Genomic DNA, 21,180 nt, shown 5'->3' on the forward strand with positions numbered 1-21,180 from the left:
ATTTTCCTTGGCTTGAACCCGCGGCCTTCCTAAATGGAGGCGATAGAATTTCTCGACGCGGGAGCGCACCACCATGAACACCGATCTGATGAGCCTCTTCGATGCCGACGAGGCAACGATCCGCAAGGTTCTCTCGGAGACGCTCGCCGGCGCCGACGACGGCGAGCTCTTTCTTGAACATGCGCAAGCCGAGGTGCTGTCCTTCGACAACGGCCGTCTGAAGGGCGGCAGCTTCAACACCGACCAGGGTTTCGGTCTTCGTGCCGTCGCCGGAGAAGCGGTCGGCTACGCCCATTCAGGCGAGCTTTCGCTGTCGGCGCTTCGCCGCGCCTCGGATGCGGCGGCGCAGGTCACCCGCGGCTATGCCGGCTCCTATGCGGCCGCGCCGCAGCGCACCAACAAAAAGCTCTATGGCGACGAGAACCCGATCGGCGAGCCGAGCTTCGAGGCGAAGGTTGCCCTGCTGCAGGAGATCGACGCCTATCTGCGCGCCAAGGATCCCAAGGTTCGGCAGGTGACGGCGTCGATCGCGGCAAGCTGGCAGGTTGTCGACATCCTCCGCGCCGACGGCCACCGCGTGCATGACGTCAGGCCGATGACCCGCATCAACATCTCCGTCGTCACCGGTGACGGCGATCGCCAGGAAAGTGGTTCCTTCGGCACCGGCGGGCGTCGCGGCTTCGGCGATTTCGTCACCGAGGAAAACTGGAAGACGGGCGCCGATGAGGCGCTGCGCCAGGCGCTTGTCAATCTCGAAGCGATCGATGCGCCGGCCGGCACCATGGACGTGGTGCTTGCCTCCGGTTGGCCGGGCGTCATGCTGCACGAAGCCGTCGGCCACGGCCTCGAAGGCGATTTCAATCGCAAGAAGACGTCGGCCTTTGCCGGCCTGATGGGCGAGCAGGTCGCCGCCAAGGGTGTCACCGTCGTCGACGATGGCACCATCGAGGCGCGCCGTGGTTCGATCTCGATCGACGACGAGGGTACGCCGTCCGGCTACAACGTGCTGATCGAGGACGGCAAGCTCGTCGGCTACATGCAGGACCGGCAGAACGCCCGCCTGATGGGCATGACGCCCACCGGCAATGGCCGCCGCCAGGGCTACGCCCATGTGCCGATGCCGCGCATGACCAATACCTACATGCTGTCAGGCGAGAGGACGCCGGAGGAAATCATCGCCTCGGTCAAGAAGGGCATCTATGCCGTTTCCTTCGGCGGCGGCCAGGTGGACATCACCTCCGGCAAGTTCGTCTTCGGCTGCACCGAGGCCTATCTCATAGAAAACGGCAAGATCGGTGCGCCGGTGAAGGGCGCCATGCTGATCGGCAATGGCCCGGACGCCATGAAGCGCGTGACCATGGTCGGCAACGACACGAAGCTCGACACCGGCATCGGCAATTGCGGCAAGGCCGGCCAGTGGGTGCCTGTTGGCGTCGGCCAGCCGCATCTGCGCATGGATCAGATCACCGTCGGCGGCACGCAGGCGTAAGGATAGCGATAGCGGTCTTCAAGCTGTGATTTCTGTCACCGGAGACCGCCACGCCAAGCCACGAACTCAGGTTCAACGGGGATGCTGGCGAGATCGTGCGGCGCCGCGGAAGATGAGCGCGAGGAGGGATTGCTCCTTGGCTACACCGAGGAGCAATGTGACTGGTGGCGCGCCAATCGTTTCCGCAGGATCAACGCGGAAACCTGATGAAGACCTCCTCCATTGCCGCCTCCGCTCACCCGCGTGACGGCAGCATCATGCAATCATAGGAGCGCTGCTTGAGCGCATCGCAGGCCGCGGCCGCAGCGTCCCGGCTCGAGAAGCCGACGAAGCGGGCGCGGTAGATGGCATTGGCGCCCTTGCCGACAGCTTCAGTGTAGGGTGTGGCCCCGGCGAGGGGAGCGCCGGCTTCGGAGCGTGCCTGAGCGAGCAGCATGCGGGCTGCCTCGGCAGACGGTGCCGCCGAAATCTGGATCTGCCAGCCCCCAGCTGCAGCAGGTGCCGCGGCCGTCGTTTCGATCTCGGCCACCTCGGTGGGACGTTCCGCAGGTATAGCGGCTGTGGATGTTGCCGCAATCAAAGCGGCAACGGAATCCTGCTTCGCCCGCTGGGGCGCGGCAAAGGGCATCGGAACGTCCGATGTCGCCGCCGACGCCACCTCGACCGGCGTTTCGACCACCTTCCCGCCGCGGGTGGACGCGACCAGCTGCCGCCCGGTCTTCGTCGAAGCCTTGCCGACATGACGATCGAGAAGTGCCGCCATCTTGGCATCGCGGCTGCGCGCCGACCGCCCACCGAGCACGACGCCGACCACCCGGCGATTGCCGTCCTTGACGGCGCTGACGAGATTGAAGCCGGAAGCGTTGGTATAGCCGGTCTTGATGCCGTCCATGCCCTCGTAGCGATACATCAGATTGTTGTGGCCGCGGACCTTGCGGCCGCGGAAGCTGAAGCTCTCGGTGGCAAACAGCCGGTATTCCCTGGGAAAGTCGCGCATCAGCGCGACGGCAAGCGTCGCCATCTCACGCGCTGTCGTCACCTGCTGGCTGGCCGGCAAGCCGGAGGCGTTGGTGAAGACCGTCTTGCGCATGCCGAGCTGCCGCGCCTTGGCGGTCATCATCCTGGCAAAGTTTGCCTCCGACCCTCCGAGCTTTTCCGCCATTGCGGTCGCGGCATCGTTGCCCGACCGCACGATCATGCCGAGCACCGCCTCGCGGACCGTGATGGTCATGCCGGGTTTGAGGCCGAGGCGCATCGGCGGCTTGGCCGCCGCCGTCTTCGAGACCTTGATTTTGCTGTCCCACGAAAGTTCGCCGCGCCGCAGCGCCTCGAAGGTCATGTAGACCGTCATCATCTTGGTCAGCGAGGCCGGATGGTTGAGCACGTCAGGGTTTTCGGCCGAGAGGACTTTGCCGGTGCGCGCATCCAGTACCAGCGAGGCGGTTCCGGCGATTGCCGTTGCGGACCCAAGCGCGAAAGCGAAAATCGCAAGCAGGAGGCAGCGCAAAGTTTTCATATCGATCCCCGTCGAAAGGCGCCGTCGGCCAGGCGCGATGCTGTTTCGTCTTGTGACAAGGCGCGTGTCTTTGTTGCAACTTTAGGGCGGAATGTGGCGGTCCCGCCCTGTTTTCGGGGCCGTGGTAAATGGCCAATGAATGTCCTCTCCGTTCAACAAGGTTTAACGCCCTCGCCGTTAACTTTCCAGGCCTGTATGCCGCGGGGAAACATGGGGCCGAACATCAACACGATCGCGACAATTATTCGCCGCGCCGCCATCGCCGGCGGGTTGGAGGTCGCCGGAGGGCTGAGCCGCGTCGGGCTGATGGCTGGCGCGCGCGGAAAGGGGGCAATCTTCACGCTGCACCATGTCCGGCCGAGGCTTGTGCGTGCCTTCGATCCCAACGCCCATCTGGAGATCACGCCGGAATTCCTCGATGCAGCTTTGACGACGCTGAAGCGTGACGGCTATCGCTTCATCCCGCTCGAACAATTGCCGGATGTGCTGGCCGCCGGTGGCGGGCCGATCGCCTGTTTTACGCTTGATGATGGCTACCGGAACAATCTCGCGCATGCGCTGCCGGTGTTCGAGCGCCATGCTGCACCCTTCACCGTGTTTGTCGCTGGGGGCTTCATCGATCGAACCCATACGCCCTGGTGGGAAACGCTCGCCGACGTGCTCGCGACGAAGGAGACGCTGCGGTTCGACTTCGGTCACGGTGTCGAGACGCTGCCAACGCATACGACTGCGGACAAGCAGGCGGCCTTCAATCGTGTCGCGGCGGTCGTTCATAGCCGCGATGAAGCGACGACCATTGCATTGCTGAACGCCGCAGCGATCGAACACGGTATCGATCCGCTGGCGATCACGGAACGGCTGACTTTGGATCAGGCAGGTCTGCGGCAACTGGTCGAAAGCCCGCTGGCCAGCCTCGGCGCGCACACGATCAGCCATCGCTCAGTCGCGCGTCTGAGCGACGACGACGCAAGGCGAGAAATTCGCCAGTCGGCGGAGCGTGTCGAGGCCATTACCGGCCGGCAGCCTCTGGCCTTCGCCTATCCCTATGGCGACGCACCGGCCGTCTCGGCACGCGATCATCGCATCGTCGCCGATCTCGGTTTTTCCCTCGCGGTCACCACCCGGCCCGGAACGCTCGTCGAACGCGCGACATCCAGCCTTCATGCGCTGCCGCGCATTTCGCTGAATGGTCATTTCCAGCGGGCACGTTACGTCTCGGCGCTGGCGTCCGGTATCCCATTCCGCTTGGCGGGCGCCTGAACGGCCGCCAATCAAGGGTACATGCGCACCTTTTCCCAGCCGCCTTCGGGTGTTGCCCGGCGGAACTCCATCCGGTCATGCAGCCGGAAGGGGCGGTCGTGCCAGAATTCGATCGAGGTCGGGCGGATGCGGAAGCCGGACCAGTAGCTCGGGCGCGGGATCTCGCCGAGTGCGTGGCGGGCGGTGTATTCGGCGACGGCCTTTTCCAGTGCGAAGCGGCCTTCAAGCGGGCGTGACTGTTTCGATGCCCAGGCGCCGATGCGGCTGCCGCGCGGCCGGCTCTTGAAGTATTCGTCTGCCTCTTCGTCGGTCACGATCTCGACCGGACCGCGCACGCGCACCTGCCGCCTCAGGGATTTCCAGTGGAAGCACATGGCCGCCTTGCGGGCGCCAAGGATTTCCTGGCCCTTCTGGCTCTCGAAATTCGTGTAGAAAACGAAACCGCGTTCGTCGAAGCCCTTCAGTAAAACCATGCGGACGTTCGGCAGTCCGTCGCTGTCGACGGTGGCAAGCGCGACCGCGTTCGGGTCGTTGATTTCGCTGCCTTCCGCGTCCTTCAGCCATGTGCCAAACAGGGAAAAGGGCTCATTTGATTCGGTGAAGTCACCGCTTGTTAACTCATTCGCCGCCATTATTGCCTTCCAATGCCGTGATGTCTGGCGCGGAAATGCTTCGGGATGAGCCCGACCGGTATTTCCGCATCAAAAATGTCGGAGCCTGTACGTTGACCTTCTCGAGCAGCGTGCGGCTCCAGCGAGTCTGACAGGATTGCCGTGCAAGACATAGCAAAGTGGATCGATACCAAGAAGGGGTATTCCTTCGCCTTGCTGCGTAGCGCGGCAATTTGCCTGCCGGTCCTGGCGCTTTCCGGCTGCATGGGCGCGGGTCTCGATTTCTTTGGCAGCGGCGTCGACCGCACGGTCTCGACGGGCACCGTTCCGGTTGCCAAGACCTCCGATGGCCTCTCCGACGCCGTGATGGTTCGCAATGCCGTGACATCGGCCGAACTCGGTGGCGGCTCGATCAACCCGATCCCCTGGGCCAACGCGACTTCCGGCAGCGCCGGTGTCATCAGCATCATTCAGGAAGACCGCGCGAGCGGTATGCTCTGCCGCCGCTTCACCACGACGCGCCATTCCTACGAGGGCATCGCAAAGTTCGACGGCAGCACGTGCCAGGGCGGCGATGGCGCCTGGTATCTGACGAGCTTCGGCCCGCGCGCCTGAGATAGCACTCGGAAATTCGCGATTAACCACAATTCTCTAAAAGTGCGAACGATCGTCCGCGGCGGTCATTCCTGAGCTGGTGGCACCGTTGCGGCTAACCACTATTTAGCAAGTTCTCCGGATCATCGGTGCTCAGTGGACGGGCGGCAATGACGCCTTCAATCGGGGCATAAGGCGGGCATCAGGGAGAGGCCGCCGATCAGAGAAGATGGTAGAAGCCATGCGTGATCCCTATGCGATCCTCGGTGTCCGGCGCAACGCCGGGCAGGACGAAATCAAGGCGGCCTGGCGTTCGCTGGCAAAGGCCGTGCATCCGGACCATAACCAGGACGACCCCACTGCCGCCGAGCGCTTTGCCGAGGCAGGCAGGGCCTATGAGCTTCTGCGCGATCCGAAGCTCAGGAGTCGCTACGACTATGCGCGCCGCGAGGCCGAGCTTCGTCGCATGGAGGCGATGAAGGCAAAGATGCGTGGCAACGTGCAGGAGGAGGCGCCCGTCGACGCGGAGACCGCCGAGGACGCCATCTCGCAGATCTTCGGCGCCGAAGCACGTGCCAAGTCGGCCCGGCCATCGCCGAAGCCGGCGGCGAACCCATCGCCCAAGCCCGCGCCGAAACCGACAGCGGCCAAGGAGCCGGAACGCACGGCTCAAGCTGCCGAGGTAAAGCCTGAACCCGCGGCCGAGGCGCAGCCGGAAGCCGTCGCCAGGACGGATACGCCGCTCATGCAGCGCGCCGCAGCGCCCGCAGCCGAACTCGTCGCAGCCATCGTCCGGCGCATCCGCGGCCGCGCAGCAAAGACCGCCGAGAAGGTGCCCGACCTTACCGTCGATCTGGCTGTCAGCATCCAGGACCTGATCAATCGCCAGCGCCTGACTGTCGAACTTCCGGATGGCGAGAGCCTGAAGGTTCAAATTCCCCCGGGTGCCGTCGATGGGCAGACCATTCGCCTGGCGGAACAGGGTTATCGCGTCACCGGCATGAGTCGCGGCGATGTCGTCGTCACGCTCAGGGTCGATCAGAGCGGCACCTTCCGCACCCGTGGCCTTGACCTGCTCACGACCCTACCGATCGATCTGCAGGGTGCTGTCCTCGGCTGCGAGGAGCGCATCGAGACGCCGGTTGGTCCGGTCACCGTCGTCGTGCCGGCCTGGTCCGGTTCGGACAAGATCATCCGTCTCGCAGGCCAGGGCCTGCCCGGAACCTACGGGACCCATGGCGATCTCCTGGTGGAGCTGCGGCTGGTCCTGAAAGACACGCCGGATGAGAAGGTGACCGATCTGATGAAGTCGCAGCGCGACGGATTCTATCTGTGACGGTCCATTTGTGACAGTTCGCTGACACTTTGAACCAATATTACGGGGACTAACAGTTCCTGATCTCAGGCGCGCTTGAACCACCCTTGCCACTATGCCATAGGCAATTCTCGACAATTTGCCGCACCCGTTCGGTGGGGTGTGTATGACATTTGTGAACTTTGGCACCGGCGCCGGCCGTTGCTGGAAATAGTATTGGGGACTTACCATGGCTCAGGCATCCGGTCTGATGAAGGGCAAACGCGGCGTCATTATGGGCGTTGCAAACAACCGTTCCATCGCATGGGGCATTGCCAAGGCCATCCATGCGCAGGGTGGTGAAGTTGCGTTGACCTATCAGGGCGATGCGCTCAAGAAGCGCGTCGAGCCGCTGCTCGCCGAGATCGACGGCTTCATGGCCGGCCATTGCGACGTTAGCGACGAAGCCAGCATCGACGCCGTCTTCGATACGCTCGAAAAGCAATGGGGCAAGATCGATTTCGTGGTGCACGCGATCGGTTTCTCCGACAAGGACGAACTCACCGGCCGCTACGTCGATACCTCGCCCGAGAACTTCGCCAAGACGATGCAGATTTCGGTCTACTCGTTCACCGCGGTTGCCCGTCGCGCTGAAAAGCTGATGACCGATGGCGGCTCGATGCTGACCCTGACCTACTACGGCGCCGAAAAGGTCATGCCGAACTACAACGTTATGGGTGTGGCCAAGGCTGCGCTCGAAGCCAGCGTGAAGTACCTCGCGGTCGACCTCGGCCCGAAGAACATTCGCGTCAATGCCATCTCCGCCGGCCCGATCAAGACGCTGGCTGCCTCCGGCATCGGCGACTTCCGCTATATCCTCAAGTGGAACGAGTACAACGCGCCGCTGCGCCGCACCGTGACGATCGAGGAAGTCGGCGACGTCGGCCTCTACATGCTCTCCGACCTGTCGCGTTCGGTCACCGGTGAAGTCCACCACGCCGACAGCGGTTACCATGTCGTCGGCATGAAGGCGGTGGACGCGCCCGATATCTCCGTGCTCAAGGACTGATCGGCACGGCTTGCCGGTTCGACGGCCCCGCTGCCCGGAGACATGTTGTGCTGATCTATGTGATCCGTCACGGACAGACCGACTGGAATGCCGAAAGCCGGCTCCAGGGGCAGAAGGACATCCCGCTCAATGATTTCGGTCGCCAGCAGGCGACCGGCAATGGCGCAGCACTCGCCGGTATCCTCGGCACCGACGCCGCGCATTTCGATTTCGTCGCGAGCCCGCTTGGCCGCACGCGCGAGACCATGGAGCGCGTGAGGCTGGCGATGGGGCTCGATCCCGCCGCCTACCGTACCGACGAACGGCTGAAGGAGGTATCCTTCGGTGACTGGGAAGGGCACACGCTTCCCGAGCTCAAGCGCTCGGCGCCGCAAAGGATCGCCGAACGGCGCGCGGTGAAGTGGGACTTCATTCCGCCGGGACCTGATGCCGAGAGTTACGAAATCCTGTCCTGGCGTGTTGCCGCCTGGCTAAAGGACGTGACGAAGCCGACCGTCTGCGTCAGCCACGGCGGTGTCATCCGATCGCTTTTCAAGCTCTTTGGAGAAATGGAGGCCGAAGAGGCTGCGTCTGCGGCGATCCCGCAGGATCGCCTTCTGCGCATTTCCGGCGGTGCCATCGGCTGGATCTGACGGCCGGAACGATAACCCGCCCCAAAGCAATGCCAGGAAAAGTATGGAACGGTTTCCCGTCCGGAATTGCGTGATCTGAGGGACGGGTCGCTGCTTACTGTACGATTTCGAGGTCGTTGATGACCCGCTTGCCATCGACTTCGGTATAGAAGACCAGCACCTTCACGCCCTCCTTCAGGCCCTCGAAATTGAATTCTTCGGGTGCCTGGTAGCTCTTGCCGTCATCGAGCTGCAGGCTGAGACGTTCCGTGTCGACACCCGTAATGGTCGCTTCCACGTCGGCGCTTTCCGCAAGAGCGGACAAAGGCGAAAGCAAGCCGGCGGCGGCCATGAGCGCGGCAATGACAAAACGCATCTTTCTTGCCCTTTTCAACGATTCTGCGAACATTCTTGTCATCACCCTTGGTCCCCGATTGTGGCAAAAATTGCCTTGTAACTTGGCTTTTGGCCGTCAGGCCCCGGTTTTTTGATGGCCTGTCCGACGCCGCAAGACTGGACGGCGACATCGTTTTTTTCAAGCGGGGGAGCGTCGAAGTAGGGGAGGCGGAATATTGATTTCCCCATGAATCATAGGGTTTTCCAAGGATTTGTGACGAAAGCCAATCTTAAGGTTCGCTCGCTACCTTTGGTTGGGGATCGAGGGGAAAAGATTGAAGATCATCGACGTTCTGCGCCAGCGCATTCGGGCGGCAGCCAGATTTGCGAAACCATCGCTCATACCAGCGGCGATCGCCGGCCTCGTCGTGTTTGCCGGCGGGTACGTCTATGAGCGGCAGAATCGCGAAAACTTCCAGAGTGACCTCAGGATCGATGTCGAGAACGAACTGAACCTCATCGCCAACCGGTTGCAATCGGAGATAAACACCAACATCGCCGCGCTGAACGGATTTGCCAACAGCATCGGCGTGCACCCGGCGATGACGCCTGACGATTTTACCGTCATGGCAACGAAGCTTCTTCTCCAGAACCCGCAGATGGTGCGCGCTTCGGCTGCGCCCGCCGGTGTTGTGCGGATCGCCTTTCCGCGTGAAAGCCAGCAATGGTTCGTCGGCACCGATTTCAACAGGTTCGGCGCGACAAGGCACGCGATAGAACGCGCATCGTCGACGGTGAGACCCGTGATGATCGGCCCCATTCGCTTGCCGAGCGGCCGCAACGGCTTCGAGCTTTTCTTGCCTGTCTTTTCCAAGATCCAGGGACGGATGGAGCGCTGGGGCTATGTCGAGGCCATCATCGATGAAAGGGCGCTCTATCGCGCCGCGCGCCTCTTGGAGGCGGGCAGCGAAACGCCGGAACTGACGAAGGATCATCGCCACGTCGACGTTCACCTCGCGATCAGGGATATCTCCGAGCAGGAGCGGATCCAGGATGCGTTCTTCGGCGACGACGCGCTTTTCCGCAAGGCACCGGTGACGCGTCGGCTGGATCTGGCGGGTGGCGCTTGGGAGCTCGCAGCCATGCCGGTTGGCGAGTGGGACCAGCTTCCCGAAAACATCGATGCCATTCGCTTGGCGATCGCCGCCGCTGTCGCAATCGTGGTAATCCCGATCCTCTTGACCGGCGGGCTCTTCAACGAACGGCAGCGCAACATTGCCAAGCTGAAAGCGCGGGAAGGGGAGGTGATGACGCTCTCCCACCGGCTGAACCTCGCGCTCGACGCGTCCAAGATCGGCGTCTGGGAGATCGACGTCGAAACGCAGCAGCGCTCTTGGGACGATCGCATGTTCCACCTGCATGGGCTGGAGGTCCATCTGGAGGAACCGACCTATGAGGAGTGGCGTGCAACAGTGCATTCGGAGGACATCGGCATCGCCGCCAACGCGCTGTTCCGCAGCCTGGACGACGGCCTGGAATATCGCTCGCAATACCGGGTCGTGCTGTCTGACGGAACCTTGCGCCACATCCGCAACGTCGGATCCAGCCACCGCGGCGCCGATGGGCGCGCAAAGGTCACCGGCATCAGCTGGGATGTCACAGACGACGTTATGAAGACCGAGCGGCTGACTGCGGCCAAGGCCCAGGTCGATCAACAGAACCTCGAGCTCGAACAGGCACTGAAAGGTCTTTACGAGCGTGAGCAGGATCTTGAACTGCTTTCACGCCGGCTCGACCTGGCACTCGATTCCTATCGATGCGGCATGTGGGAGGCGGACCTCGATAGCGGAATGACCTATTGGGACGACCGCATGCACCAGCTCTACGGCCTCGTCTACACCGATGGCACCACCAACGAGGAGACATGGCTCACCGCGCTTCATCCTGATGATCGGGCGCCGGCGCTGGACGCGGTCAACCGCGCAATCGCGGCGGACGAGACCTATGTGCACCAGGCGCGCGTGTTTCTGCCGGCTGGCGGCGTCCGCCACATCCGGTCGGTCGGCAAGCTTCATGTGGCGCCGGATGGTGCACGCAAATTCGTCGGCATGGCGCTCGACGTCACCGAAGACGTGCTGATGACCGAGCAGTTGCGGGCAGCCAAGGCGATGGCGGATGCGAAGAACGCCGAGTTGGAGCAGGCGCGGGTACGGATCGAGCACAACGCCCTGCACGATCCCCTGACCGGTCTTGGAAACCGCCGCATGCTCGACAAGGCGCTGGAGCGGCTGGCGAGGGCCGGTGATCACGAGGATATCGCCGTCCTTCATATCGATCTCGACCGTTTCAAGCAGATCAATGACACGCTCGGCCACGCAGCCGGCGACGCCATGCTGATCCACGCTTCCGAAATCCTCCGGGCAAATATCCGGCCCGGCGATATCATCGCCCGCATCGGTGGTGATGAGTTCGTGGTCGCGGTCACCGGTGCGCCGGGCGAGGCGGCGCTGGCGGCGCGCTGTGACCGGATCATCGCCGCGATGCGCCAGCCGGTCGATTACAACGGTTTTCCCTGCCGCTTCGGTGTCAGCATCGGTGTGGCGGTGGGCCGTGGCGCGGAGATCGATGCGCGCAAGCTGCTCGTTAATGCCGATATCGCGCTCTACCGGGCCAAGGAGGCGGGCCGTAATCGTTATCAGTTCTTCACCGAGGTGTTGCAGGCCGAAGTGGTGACCGCCAAGCGGATCGCCGACGAGATCCTCGAAGGCATCGAACGGGACGAGTTCGAACCCTGGTATCAGCCACAGTTCGACGCGACCACGCTTGCGCTGTGCGGGGTGGAGGCGCTGGTGCGCTGGAACCACCCGCGTGAGGGCATCCTGACGCCGGACCGTTTCCTTGGCATCGCGGAGGAATTGAATGTCATGGCGGCGCTTGATCGCCTCGTGCTGGAGAAATCGCTGATCGACCACATGCGCTGGGCGGCCGCCGGCCTCAGAGTTCCTAAGATCTCCGTCAACGTTTCGGCGAAGCGGCTTCAGGAGGATGATCTGCTGTCCTCGCTCGAAGGCTTGAGCATCGCGCCCGGCCAGATCTGTTTCGAACTGGTGGAATCGATCTTCCTCGACGAGAGCGACGACATCGTTGCCACCAACATCGAAGGTATCAAGAAACTCGGCATCGATATCGAGCTCGATGACTTCGGCACCGGTCATACCTCGATCGTCAGCCTGCTGAAGATCAAGCCGAAGCGGCTGAAGATCGATCGGCAGCTCGTCGTTCCGGTTCTGAGCGCGCGGCGGGAGCAGGCCCTGGTCCGTTCGATCATCGAGATCGCCCGCTCGCTCAACATCGAGACCGTTGCCGAAGGTGTCGAGACGATGGCACATGCGGAGATGCTCGGCATCCTCGGCTGCGACGTCCTGCAGGGCTATGCCTTCTCCCGGCCGTTGAGCGCGGAGAAGTTCCTCGCCTTTGCGACCGACCGCGGCCTGCGCCTGGCATCGTGACGAAGCGACGGCGGCAGGCGCAAAAGTCTTTCCCCGTCCCCGGCTTTCCACTAAGAGAGGGCATCCGTGTACGAAAAACGTACGGCCGTTGCTTGCTTAAGGTCCGGTAGCCTTCATGTCGCATAACACTTTCGGTCACCTCTTCCGCGTCACCACCTGGGGCGAAAGCCACGGCCCGGCGCTTGGCTGCGTGGTGGATGGTTGCCCGCCCGGCGTACGTTTCACGCTCGCCGAACTTCAGGCCTGGCTCGACAAGCGCAAGCCCGGGCAGTCGCGTTTCGTGACGCAGCGCCGCGAGGATGATCTCGTCAAGGTGCTCTCCGGCGTGATGTTCGACGAGGACGGCGAGACGATGATCTCGACCGGGACGCCGATCTCCATGCTGATCGAGAACACCGACCAGCGTTCGAAGGACTATTCCGAGATCGCCAAGCGTTACCGTCCTGGCCACGCCGACTACACCTATGATCTGAAATACGGCATCCGCGACTATCGCGGCGGCGGCCGTTCCTCGGCGCGCGAGACCGCGGCGCGCGTTGCCGCCGGCGGCATCGCCCGCAAGGTCGTTCCGGGGCTCGTCGTGCGCGGCGCCCTCGTCCAGATCGGCAAACACAAGATCAACCGGGCCAACTGGGATTGGGCCGAGGTGGGCAACAACCCCTTCTTCGCGCCGGATCCGGAGATCGTGCCGGTTTGGGAGGAATATCTCGACGGCATCCGCAAGGCCGGCTCCTCGATCGGCGCCGTCGTCGAAGTGGTCGCCGAGGGCGTGCCCGCCGGCATCGGCGCGCCGATCTATGCCAAGCTCGATCAGGACATTGCCTCCAACCTGATGTCGATCAACGCCGTCAAAGGCGTCGAGATCGGCAACGGCTTCGGTGCGGCCGAGATCACCGGTGAGGAGAACGCCGACGAGATGCGCATCGGCGCCGACGGCAAGCCGGTCTTCCTCTCCAATCATGCCGGCGGTATTCTCGGCGGCATCGCCACCGGCGAACCCGTCATCGCGCGTTTTGCCATCAAGCCGACGTCGTCGATCCTCACCGAGCGCCGCTCGGTCGACAGCGATGGCAAGGAAGTCGATGTCCGCACCAAGGGCCGCCACGACCCCTGCGTCGGCATCCGCGCCGTGCCGATCGGCGAGGCGATGCTTGCCTGCACGATCGCCGATCACTACCTGCGTGACCGCGGCCAGACCGGCCGGCTTACTGCATAATTCCTTAAATCGGAATCGATTTAAGGACAAAATTATGCAGCAACTTAAAGTGTTACAGCGACCCTTTGCTCGTCTACGAGACGCGCGGCGCTGTAAGTAATTCGCCCTCTATTTCGGGAAGAGCACCATGTCCTATGACCAGAAGCGTGTCGTCGACGCCATCCGCGCCTTCGAGGCCGGCGAAATCGTTGTCGTGACCGATGATGACGGCCGCGAGAACGAGGGCGATTTGATCGTCGCCGCGGTGCATTGCACGCCGGAGAAGATGGCCTTCATCGTGCGCCACACGTCGGGCATCGTCTGCACGCCGATGCCGCGCGAGGAGGCGAAACGCCTCAACCTCAATGCCATGGTTGCTGAAAACGATTCTGCCCATACGACGGCCTTCACCGTCTCGGTCGATTTCAAGCACGGCACCACGACCGGCATTTCCGCCGATGACCGTACGTTGACGGTGCGCAACCTCGCCAACCCCAATGTCGGGCCGACGGACTTCGTTCGCCCGGGCCACATCTTCCCGCTGGTCGCCCGCGAAGGCGGCGTTCTCATGCGCTCCGGTCACACGGAAGCCGCCGTCGACCTCTGCAAGCTCGCAAGCCTGCCGCCGATCGGCGTCATCTGCGAACTCGTCAACGATGACGGCACCGTCATGCGCGGACCGCAGGTCGCGAGCTTTGCCGAGACCCATGGGCTGAAACAGGTTTCGGTCGCCGACCTCATCGCCTACCGCCAGCGCAAGGAAACGCTGATCGAGCAGGGCGGATCCTTCGATATCGAAACCCCCTACGGTGCGGCCAAGGGTCATTCCTATTCGCTGCCCTGGGATCCGATGCAGCATCTTGCCGTCGTCTTCGGCGATATTCGCGACGGCGTCGATATCCCGGTCCGGCTGCACCTCGAAAATGTCGGCGCCGACGTGTTCGGCAAGGACTGCCAGATCGATCGCGTCATGAAGCGCATTGCCGACGAGGGCAGGGGGGTCATCGTCTACCTGCGCGAAGGCTCGGTCGGCGTCGGCGTGTCGCAAACGGCCCGCAAGGGCAAACACGATCGTGAAGCACATGACGAGGCGCAGGCGCGCGAGAACGAATGGCTGGAAATCGGCCTCGGCGCCCAGATCCTGAAAGATCTCGGCATCAGCTCTATCCGCCTTCTTGCCTCCCGGGAGCGCCACTATGTCGGCCTCGAAGGCTTCGGCATCAAGATCGCCGGAACCGACATCATCTAAAGCACGACGTCTCTGAATACGACAAAGCCCGGATCGTGGATCCGGGCTTTGTCGTTTGTGCCGGCGCCTGCCAATAAAAAAGCCGCGCTCGAAGCGCGGCCCTGTGTCTTGTTTGTGTGGGGTCCGGCGACCGGTCAGGGCAACGCGTCGTAGCCTTCGCCGAAGCCCTTGAGATCGACCGGGATGCCGATGCCTTCTTCCGGCGACTGGAAGACGATGAAGGTCGCCGTCGCGCCGGAGCGGAAGGTCTTCAGCAATTCATCTTCAAGCACGACTTCCGCATAGCAGCCGTCGGAGAAGCAGCGCACGAAGTAGGCGCGGCCGATATCCTTGCCGTCGACGTTGAGGCCGAGGCCGTTTGGCAGCAGCACGCCGAGCGGAGCGAGCACGCGCAGGATCTTCGCCTTGCGGTCCGCCGTCTTCAGCACGACCACCGACAGGCCGACTTCCGGCCGGTCCTCGGCAATGACGTTCTGCATCAGCGCGCACTGGTCGGTGGATGCGCCTGCCGGCTGATCGCAAACGATCGACCACGCGCCGTGGTTGGACTTGACCGTGCCGGGTGTTCCGGCGGGCTGCTGGGCCAGGCTCTGAGCGGGGAGAGCGAGAACGGCAAGGCCGAAGGCGGCGAAGGCCGACAGTCGCGAAAAGAGGGGCAGGCCCATGTAAACCTCAAAACGTCGAATCATCAGGGCTATTCTTGAAGCGCGCGGGAATAAATGAAAAGCCCTGCGGGGCACATTCCAGCGTCATATGGCGGAAATTGGGCGGGTTAACGCCCTATCCCGTGTGTTGCCGCGCGAACCGCGTGCGATCGCGCCTTTAGGGGCGCGGAAGACGTCATATAAGTCGATTCGTGACGGCTTCTAAGGGGTGCCTGTGTGAAAAGATGCGTTTGTGCAAAAATGCCGCATGGGGTTGATTGGTCAGATGTTGCGGCATCGGACAAACTGTGGTTTGAAGCGCAGCAGTATCGCAGGGATTCTGCGTTCCGGTTTGATCCTGATCAAGCGCATTGGGGAGACATATTGTGAAAAACAAGGCTTATGCAGTTCTGGCAGCGCTTGCCTGTCTGCTTTTTGCTTCGAGCGCCTTTGCTGACAAGCCTGTCGATTGGCAGACAAACTTTCAGTCGGCCGCTACGGGCATCATGGAAGAAATCACGTGGTTTGAACATTATACCCTGTGGTTCATCATTCCGATCACCCTCTTCGTTCTCCTCCTGCTGATCATCGTCGTGGTCAAGTTCCGCGAGAGTGCTAACCCGGTTCCCTCCAAGACCAGCCACAACACCGCCATCGAAGTCGTTTGGACCGTCGGTCCGGTCATCGTGCTTCTTTTCCTCGCCATTCCGTCCTTCCAGCTCCTGACCGCGCAGCTCACGCCGCCGGCCAATCCGGACCTGACGGTCAAGGCGACCGGCAACCAGTGGTACTGGTCCTATGAATATGAAGTCGGCGAAAGCCCGCTCTCCTTCGACAGCCTGCTGGTGAAGGATGAAGATCGCGCCGCCCTCGGCAAGGAAGACAAGAAGGAATATCCGCGCCTGCTCGCCGTCGACAACGAAGTTGTCATTCCAGTCGGCAAGACGGTTCGTGTCCTCGTCACCGCCGCCGACGTGATCCATGCCTTCGCAATGCCTGCCTTCGGCGTGAAGATCGATGCCGTTCCCGGCCGCCTGAACGAAACCTGGTTCAAGGCTGACCGCGAAGGTCTGTACTACGGCCAGTGTTCCGAGCTCTGCGGCAAGGATCACGCCTATATGCCGATCGCGATCCGCGTTGTTTCGCAGGAAAAATACGACACCTGGCTCGCAGCCGCCGCTACCAATCTCGGCGATGCGAACAAGGCGCTCATGGCGTCCATCGATGCGGCCAAGACCGTCGACGTCGCCGCAAACGCCGCACAGTAATCGGAAGGGGAGCTCGACCCATGGCTGGAACAGCCGTTCATCACGATCAACGCCATGATCACTCCGATCATGGCCACGCAGACCATGCGCATAAGCCTCTGAGCTTCTTTCAGCGCTGGTTTCTGTCGACCAACCACAAGGACATCGGCACGCTGTACCTGATCTTCGCGATTTTCGCGGGCATCATCGGCGGCACGCTCTCGGTGTTCATGCGCGCCGAACTGCAGGAGCCGGGCATCCAGATCTTCCACGGTCTGGCGCAGATGGTCTACGGCTTCGAGGGTGATGCTGCCATCGACGGCGGCAAGCACATGTTCAACGTGTTCACGACCGCGCACGCGCTCATCATGATCTTCTTCATGGTCATGCCCGCGCTGATCGGCGGCTTCGCCAACTGGATGGTTCCGATCATGATCGGTGCGCCGGACATGGCGTTCCCGCGCATGAACAACATCTCCTTCTGGCTGATCATCCCGGCCTTCCTGCTGGTGCTCCTGTCGATGTTCGTCGAGGGACCGGCCGGTGCCTATGGTGCAGGCGGCGGGTGGACGATCTATCCGCCATTCTCGACATCGGGCATGCCCGGGCCGGCCATGGATTTCGTGATCCTCGGCCTGCACATCGCCGGCGCATCCTCGATCCTCGGTGCGATCAACTTCATCACCACGATCCTGAACATGCGCGCTCCGGGCATGACGCTGCACAAGATGCCGCTCTTTGCCTGGTCGGTTCTGATCACCGCCTTCCTGCTTCTGCTCTCGCTGCCGGTTCTGGCAGGCGGCATCACCATGCTGCTCACCGACCGCAACTTCGGCACGGCCTTCTTCGCGCCTGAAGGCGGCGGCGACCCGATCCTGTTCCAGCACCTGTTCTGGTTCTTCGGTCACCCGGAAGTGTACATCCTGATCCTGCCGGGCTTCGGCATCGTCAGCCACATCGTTTCCACCTTCTCGCGCAAGCCGATCTTCGGCTACCTCGGCATGGCCTACGCCATGGTCGCGATCGGCGCTGTCGGCTTCATCGTGTGGGCGCACCACATGTACACCGTCGGCATGTCGCTCGACACGCAGCGCTACTTCGTCTTCGCGACGATGGTTATCGCTGTTCCGACCGGCGTTAAGATCTTCTCGTGGATCGCGACGATGTGGGGTGGTTCGATCCGCTTCACGACCCCGATGGTCTGGGCGATCGGCTTCATCTTCCTGTTCACCGTCGGTGGCGTCACGGGCGTTCAGCTCGCCAACGCCGGCCTCGACCGTTCGCTGCACGACACCTACTACGTGGTTGCTCACTTCCACTACGTTCTGTCGCTCGGCGCCGTGTTCGCGATCTTCGCGGCCTGGTACTACTGGTTCCCGAAGATGACCGGCTACATGTACTCCGAGTTCGTCGGCAAGCTGCACTTCTGGGTCATGTTCATTGGCGTGAACCTGATCTTCTTCCCGCAGCACTTCCTCGGCCTCGCCGGCATGCCGCGCCGCTACATCGACTATCCGGACGCCTATGCCGGCTGGAACATGGTTTCGTCCTACGGCTCCTACATCGCAGCCGTCGGCGTGCTGATCTTCCTCTTCGGCGTCTTCGAAGCCTTCGCCAAGAAGCGCGTCGCAGGCGACAACCCGTGGGGCGAGGGCGCGAACACTCTGGAATGGCAGCTGTCTTCGCCGCCGCCGTTCCACCAGTGGGAGCAGCTCCCGCGCATCAAGTGACGGGCAACGAACAGAAGCCGCCGGTTCCGGCGGCTTCACCCCGCCGGGAAACCGGCGACACACGGCCATTGCGGCCGGGACTTGCACAGGGACACGACATGACGGTCATCGACAATCACGAAGCAGTCGGCATGGAAGGCGTTGCGCGCCTGTCCGAAGCCTCTGCGCGCGATTATTTCGAGCTTCTGAAGCCACGTGTCATGTCTCTCGTCGTCTTTACGGCACTCGCCGGGCTGGTGCTCGCGCCGGGCCACATCAATCCCTTCATCGGCTTCATCGCTATTCTCTGCATCGCCGTCGGCGCCGGCGCCTCCGGTGCGCTGAACATGTGGTATGACGCCGATATCGACGCAGTCATGAGCCGTACCGCCAAGCGCCCGATCCCGGCAGGCAAGATCCTGCCGCAGGAAGCGCTGGCTTTCGGTCTGACGCTCTCCGCCTTTTCCGTGATCATCCTCGGGCTCGCCGTCAATTGGCTCGCAGCCGGGTTGCTCGCCTTCACAATCTTCTTCTACGTGGTCATCTACACGATGTGGCTGAAGCGCTCGACGCCGCAGAACATCGTCATCGGCGGTGCGGCCGGTGCTTTCCCGCCGATGATCGGCTGGGCCTGCGTCACCGGCGCCGTATCGATCGAAAGCATCGTTCTCTTCCTGATCACCTTCCTGTGGACGCCAGCCCATTTCTGGGCGCTTGCCCTCTTCAAGATGGGCGACTATGGCGCCGTCGGCGTGCCGATGATGCCGAATGTCTGCGGCCAGGCGACCACCAAGAAGCAGATCGTCATCTATGCCGTGCTGACCGCGCTCATCGGTATCTGTCCCACCTTGCTCGGTTTCGCGAGCATCGGTTACGGCCTCGTGGCAGCGGCACTCGGTCTCGGCTTCATCTGGTATTCGATCGGCGTGCTGCGCATGCCTGAGACGGATGAGCGCATGCTGCCCGCCAAGAAGCTGTTTGCCTTCTCGATCATGTATCTGTTCGTGATCTTCTCCGCCCTGATGGCGGATCACCTAATCGTCAATATCTGGCTGCACGCCGGGAGTATTGCCTGATGGAAACCGTCAAGCTCACTGATGCCCAGAAGAAATCGCGCCGCGGTCGCAACATCGCGCTCGGCTTCGTCCTCTTCGGGCTTGTCGTCCTGTTCTACATCGTCACGCTGATCAAGTTCGGCAACGGCATGGTCAACTGAGGCGGGATGGCATGACGAATTCATCGGAAACCACGCCCAAACAGCGCTCGAACCGCGTCGTCGTCGGCACTTGCCTTGCCTTCGTCGCCGGCATGGTCGGCATGGCCTATGCCGCCGTGCCGCTCTACGACATGTTCTGCCGCGTCACCGGCTATAACGGTACGACGCAGCGCGTCGAGCAGGCTTCGGACGTGATCCTGGACGAGAAGGTGAGGGTCACCTTCGACGCGAACACCTCGGGCGGTCTGCCCTGGGAGTTCAAGCCGGTCCAGCGCGACATCGATATCCGCATCGGCGAAACTGTGCAGGTGATGTACCGGGCGAAGAACCTGTCGTCGAAGCCGACGACGGGCCAGGCGACTTTCAATGTCACGCCGATGCAGGCCGGTGCCTATTTCAACAAGGTACAGTGCTTCTGCTTCACCGAGACGACGCTACAGCCGGGAGAGGAGATGGAGATGCCGGTGGTATTCTTCGTCGATCCGGAGATCGTCAAGGCGGTGGAGACCAAGGACATCAAGACGTTGACGCTTTCCTACACCTTCTACCCGCGCGAACCGTCGAAACCGGTGGCGCAGGTGAAGACGGAAGAGAACAAACTTTGACTGGAGGTCCTTTTCGGCTATGCCGGAAGGGCGACAAGAGAGAGACATTTCGGGGATTACTGACATGGCCGGTGCGCATCAGAAGAATCACGACTACCACATCATCGACCCGAGCCCCTGGCCGTTGCTTGCCTCGATCGGCGCCTTCGTCATGGCGTTCGGCGGCATCTGCTACATGCGCTACCTCGCGGGCAGCTCGCTGAAGATCTTCGGCCTCGAGCTCGCCAACGTCTGGATCCTGCTCGCCGGTCTGATCATCGTTCTCTACACCATGTTCGGCTGGTGGTCGGACACGGTGAAGGAAGCGCATGAAGGCCACCACACCCGTGTCGTGTCGCTGCACCTGCGCTACGGCATGATCATGTTCATCGCTTCGGAAGTGATGTTCTTCGTGGCCTGGTTCTGGGCCTTCTTCGATGCGAGCCTGTTCCCGGGCGAAGCCATCCAGGCAACCCGCGCCACCTTCACCGGCGGCGTCTGGCCGCCGAAGGGTATCGAAGTGCTCGATCCGTGGCACCTGCCGCTCTACAACACCGTCATCCTGCTGCTTTCGGGCACGACGGTCACCTGGGCACACCACGCGCTCCTGCACAACGACCGCAAGGGCCTGATCTCGGGCCTGATGCTGACGGTCGCGCTCGGCGTGCTGTTCTCCTTCGTTCAGGGCTACGAATACGCCCACGCTCCGTTCGCCTTCAAGGACTCGATCTACGGCGCGACCTTCTTCATGGCGACCGGCTTCCACGGCTTCCACGTTCTGGTCGGCACGATCTTCCTGCTCGTCTGCCTCATTCGTGCCCTGCGCGGCGATTTCACGCCCAAGCAGCACTTCGGCTTCGAAGCGGCTGCCTGGTACTGGCACTTCGTTGACGTCGTCTGGCTCTTCCTCTTCTTCTCCATCTACATCTGGGGCAGCTGGGGTGCGCCGATCGCTCACGGCTGATAGCGCGAGCATCTCGATCTTTATGAACAGGGCGGTTGCAGCCATGCAGCCGCCTTGTTCTTTTGGTGGCTTGTGATGATGGC

Annotated in this window: 19 protein-coding genes; 15 read left to right on the top strand and 4 right to left on the bottom strand. The window is 62.3% G+C overall.

Annotation, left to right across the window (positions count from 1 at the left end):
* Window positions 1-73: 73 nt before the first annotated feature.
* Window positions 74-1,489, top strand: coding sequence for a metalloprotease TldD (tldD, locus tag BLU35_RS02505; protein WP_093232068.1), 1,416 nt, complete (start codon window positions 74-76; stop codon window positions 1,487-1,489).
* Window positions 1,490-1,724: 235 nt separating this feature from the next.
* Here tldD and BLU35_RS02510 read toward each other — a convergent pair whose 3' ends face one another.
* Window positions 1,725-2,996, bottom strand: coding sequence for a serine hydrolase (locus tag BLU35_RS02510; protein WP_502688134.1), 1,272 nt, complete (start codon window positions 2,994-2,996; stop codon window positions 1,725-1,727).
* Between the two features lie 219 nt (window positions 2,997-3,215).
* Between BLU35_RS02510 and BLU35_RS02515 the strand changes: the two genes are divergently transcribed.
* Window positions 3,216-4,265 carry a polysaccharide deacetylase family protein gene (locus tag BLU35_RS02515; RefSeq protein WP_093232070.1) on the top strand — a complete coding sequence of 350 codons (1,050 nt, stop codon included), beginning with the start codon at window positions 3,216-3,218 and terminating at the stop codon, window positions 4,263-4,265.
* 11 nt (window positions 4,266-4,276) lie between these two features.
* On the opposite strand, the gene pdxH is transcribed toward BLU35_RS02515, so the two are convergent.
* Window positions 4,277-4,897 (bottom strand): pyridoxamine 5'-phosphate oxidase, encoded by a 621-nt coding sequence (gene pdxH / locus BLU35_RS02520; RefSeq protein ID WP_057250709.1) that lies wholly within the window; start codon window positions 4,895-4,897, stop codon window positions 4,277-4,279.
* Window positions 4,898-5,038: 141 nt separating this feature from the next.
* On the opposite strand from pdxH, the gene BLU35_RS02525 reads away from it, so the two are divergent.
* From BLU35_RS02525 to BLU35_RS02540, 4 genes are all read left to right on the top strand, one after another.
* Window positions 5,039-5,491 (top strand): RT0821/Lpp0805 family surface protein, encoded by a 453-nt coding sequence (locus BLU35_RS02525; RefSeq protein ID WP_093232071.1) that lies wholly within the window; start codon window positions 5,039-5,041, stop codon window positions 5,489-5,491.
* 208 nt (window positions 5,492-5,699) lie between these two features.
* A complete protein-coding gene (locus BLU35_RS02530) occupies window positions 5,700-6,806 on the top strand; it encodes a DnaJ C-terminal domain-containing protein (protein WP_093232072.1) in 1,107 nt (368 codons plus the stop codon).
* A gap of 208 nt (window positions 6,807-7,014) precedes the next feature.
* Window positions 7,015-7,833: an enoyl-ACP reductase FabI gene (fabI, locus tag BLU35_RS02535; RefSeq protein WP_057250703.1), complete on the top strand. Its 819-nt coding sequence runs from the start codon at window positions 7,015-7,017 to the stop codon at window positions 7,831-7,833.
* Between the two features lie 47 nt (window positions 7,834-7,880).
* Window positions 7,881-8,465 carry a histidine phosphatase family protein gene (locus tag BLU35_RS02540; protein ID WP_058320385.1) on the top strand — a complete coding sequence of 195 codons (585 nt, stop codon included), beginning with the start codon at window positions 7,881-7,883 and terminating at the stop codon, window positions 8,463-8,465.
* 94 nt (window positions 8,466-8,559) lie between these two features.
* On the opposite strand, the gene BLU35_RS02545 is transcribed toward BLU35_RS02540, so the two are convergent.
* The gene (locus BLU35_RS02545; protein WP_057250698.1) at window positions 8,560-8,820 is read right to left on the bottom strand and encodes a DUF1344 domain-containing protein; all 261 of its coding nucleotides are present in this window, start codon (window positions 8,818-8,820) and stop codon (window positions 8,560-8,562) included.
* A 295-nt stretch (window positions 8,821-9,115) separates the two neighbouring features.
* On the opposite strand from BLU35_RS02545, the gene BLU35_RS02550 reads away from it, so the two are divergent.
* The 3 genes from BLU35_RS02550 to ribB all read left to right on the top strand — a co-directional run bounded on the left by BLU35_RS02550 (window position 9,116) and on the right by ribB (window position 14,733).
* Entirely contained in the window at window positions 9,116-12,289 is a 3,174-nt protein-coding gene (locus BLU35_RS02550) for a bifunctional diguanylate cyclase/phosphodiesterase (protein WP_286161428.1), read from the top strand.
* Window positions 12,290-12,404: 115 nt separating this feature from the next.
* Complete coding sequence (gene aroC, locus BLU35_RS02555; RefSeq protein WP_058320384.1) at window positions 12,405-13,505, top strand: chorismate synthase; 1,101 nt, start codon at window positions 12,405-12,407, stop codon at window positions 13,503-13,505.
* A gap of 127 nt (window positions 13,506-13,632) precedes the next feature.
* Window positions 13,633-14,733, top strand: coding sequence for a 3,4-dihydroxy-2-butanone-4-phosphate synthase (ribB, locus tag BLU35_RS02560; protein ID WP_057250692.1), 1,101 nt, complete (start codon window positions 13,633-13,635; stop codon window positions 14,731-14,733).
* Between the two features lie 134 nt (window positions 14,734-14,867).
* Here ribB and BLU35_RS02565 read toward each other — a convergent pair whose 3' ends face one another.
* On the bottom strand, window positions 14,868-15,422 hold the full coding sequence (locus tag BLU35_RS02565) for an invasion associated locus B family protein (protein ID WP_373419799.1): 555 nt from the start codon (window positions 15,420-15,422) through the stop codon (window positions 14,868-14,870).
* 341 nt (window positions 15,423-15,763) lie between these two features.
* Between BLU35_RS02565 and coxB the strand changes: the two genes are divergently transcribed.
* The 6 genes from coxB to BLU35_RS02595 all read left to right on the top strand — a co-directional run bounded on the left by coxB (window position 15,764) and on the right by BLU35_RS02595 (window position 21,097).
* On the top strand, window positions 15,764-16,645 hold the full coding sequence (coxB, locus tag BLU35_RS02570) for a cytochrome c oxidase subunit II (protein WP_057250688.1): 882 nt from the start codon (window positions 15,764-15,766) through the stop codon (window positions 16,643-16,645).
* Window positions 16,646-16,665: 20 nt separating this feature from the next.
* Window positions 16,666-18,354: a cytochrome c oxidase subunit I gene (ctaD, locus tag BLU35_RS02575; RefSeq protein ID WP_057250686.1), complete on the top strand. Its 1,689-nt coding sequence runs from the start codon at window positions 16,666-16,668 to the stop codon at window positions 18,352-18,354.
* Window positions 18,355-18,452: 98 nt separating this feature from the next.
* Complete coding sequence (locus BLU35_RS02580) at window positions 18,453-19,409, top strand: heme o synthase (protein ID WP_057251090.1); 957 nt, start codon at window positions 18,453-18,455, stop codon at window positions 19,407-19,409.
* On the top strand, window positions 19,409-19,549 hold the full coding sequence (locus BLU35_RS02585; RefSeq protein ID WP_043619862.1) for a cytochrome c oxidase system small membrane protein: 141 nt from the start codon (window positions 19,409-19,411) through the stop codon (window positions 19,547-19,549). Before BLU35_RS02580 ends, BLU35_RS02585 begins: the two co-directional genes overlap by 1 nt.
* 11 nt (window positions 19,550-19,560) lie before the next feature.
* A complete protein-coding gene (locus BLU35_RS02590) occupies window positions 19,561-20,154 on the top strand; it encodes a cytochrome c oxidase assembly protein (protein ID WP_057250684.1) in 594 nt (197 codons plus the stop codon).
* A 64-nt stretch (window positions 20,155-20,218) separates the two neighbouring features.
* Window positions 20,219-21,097, top strand: coding sequence for a cytochrome c oxidase subunit 3 (locus BLU35_RS02595; RefSeq protein WP_057250682.1), 879 nt, complete (start codon window positions 20,219-20,221; stop codon window positions 21,095-21,097).
* Window positions 21,098-21,180: the final 83 nt, after the last annotated feature.

The organism is Sinorhizobium sp. NFACC03 (assembly GCF_900103435.1).
Classification (GTDB): domain Bacteria; phylum Pseudomonadota; class Alphaproteobacteria; order Rhizobiales; family Rhizobiaceae; genus Ensifer.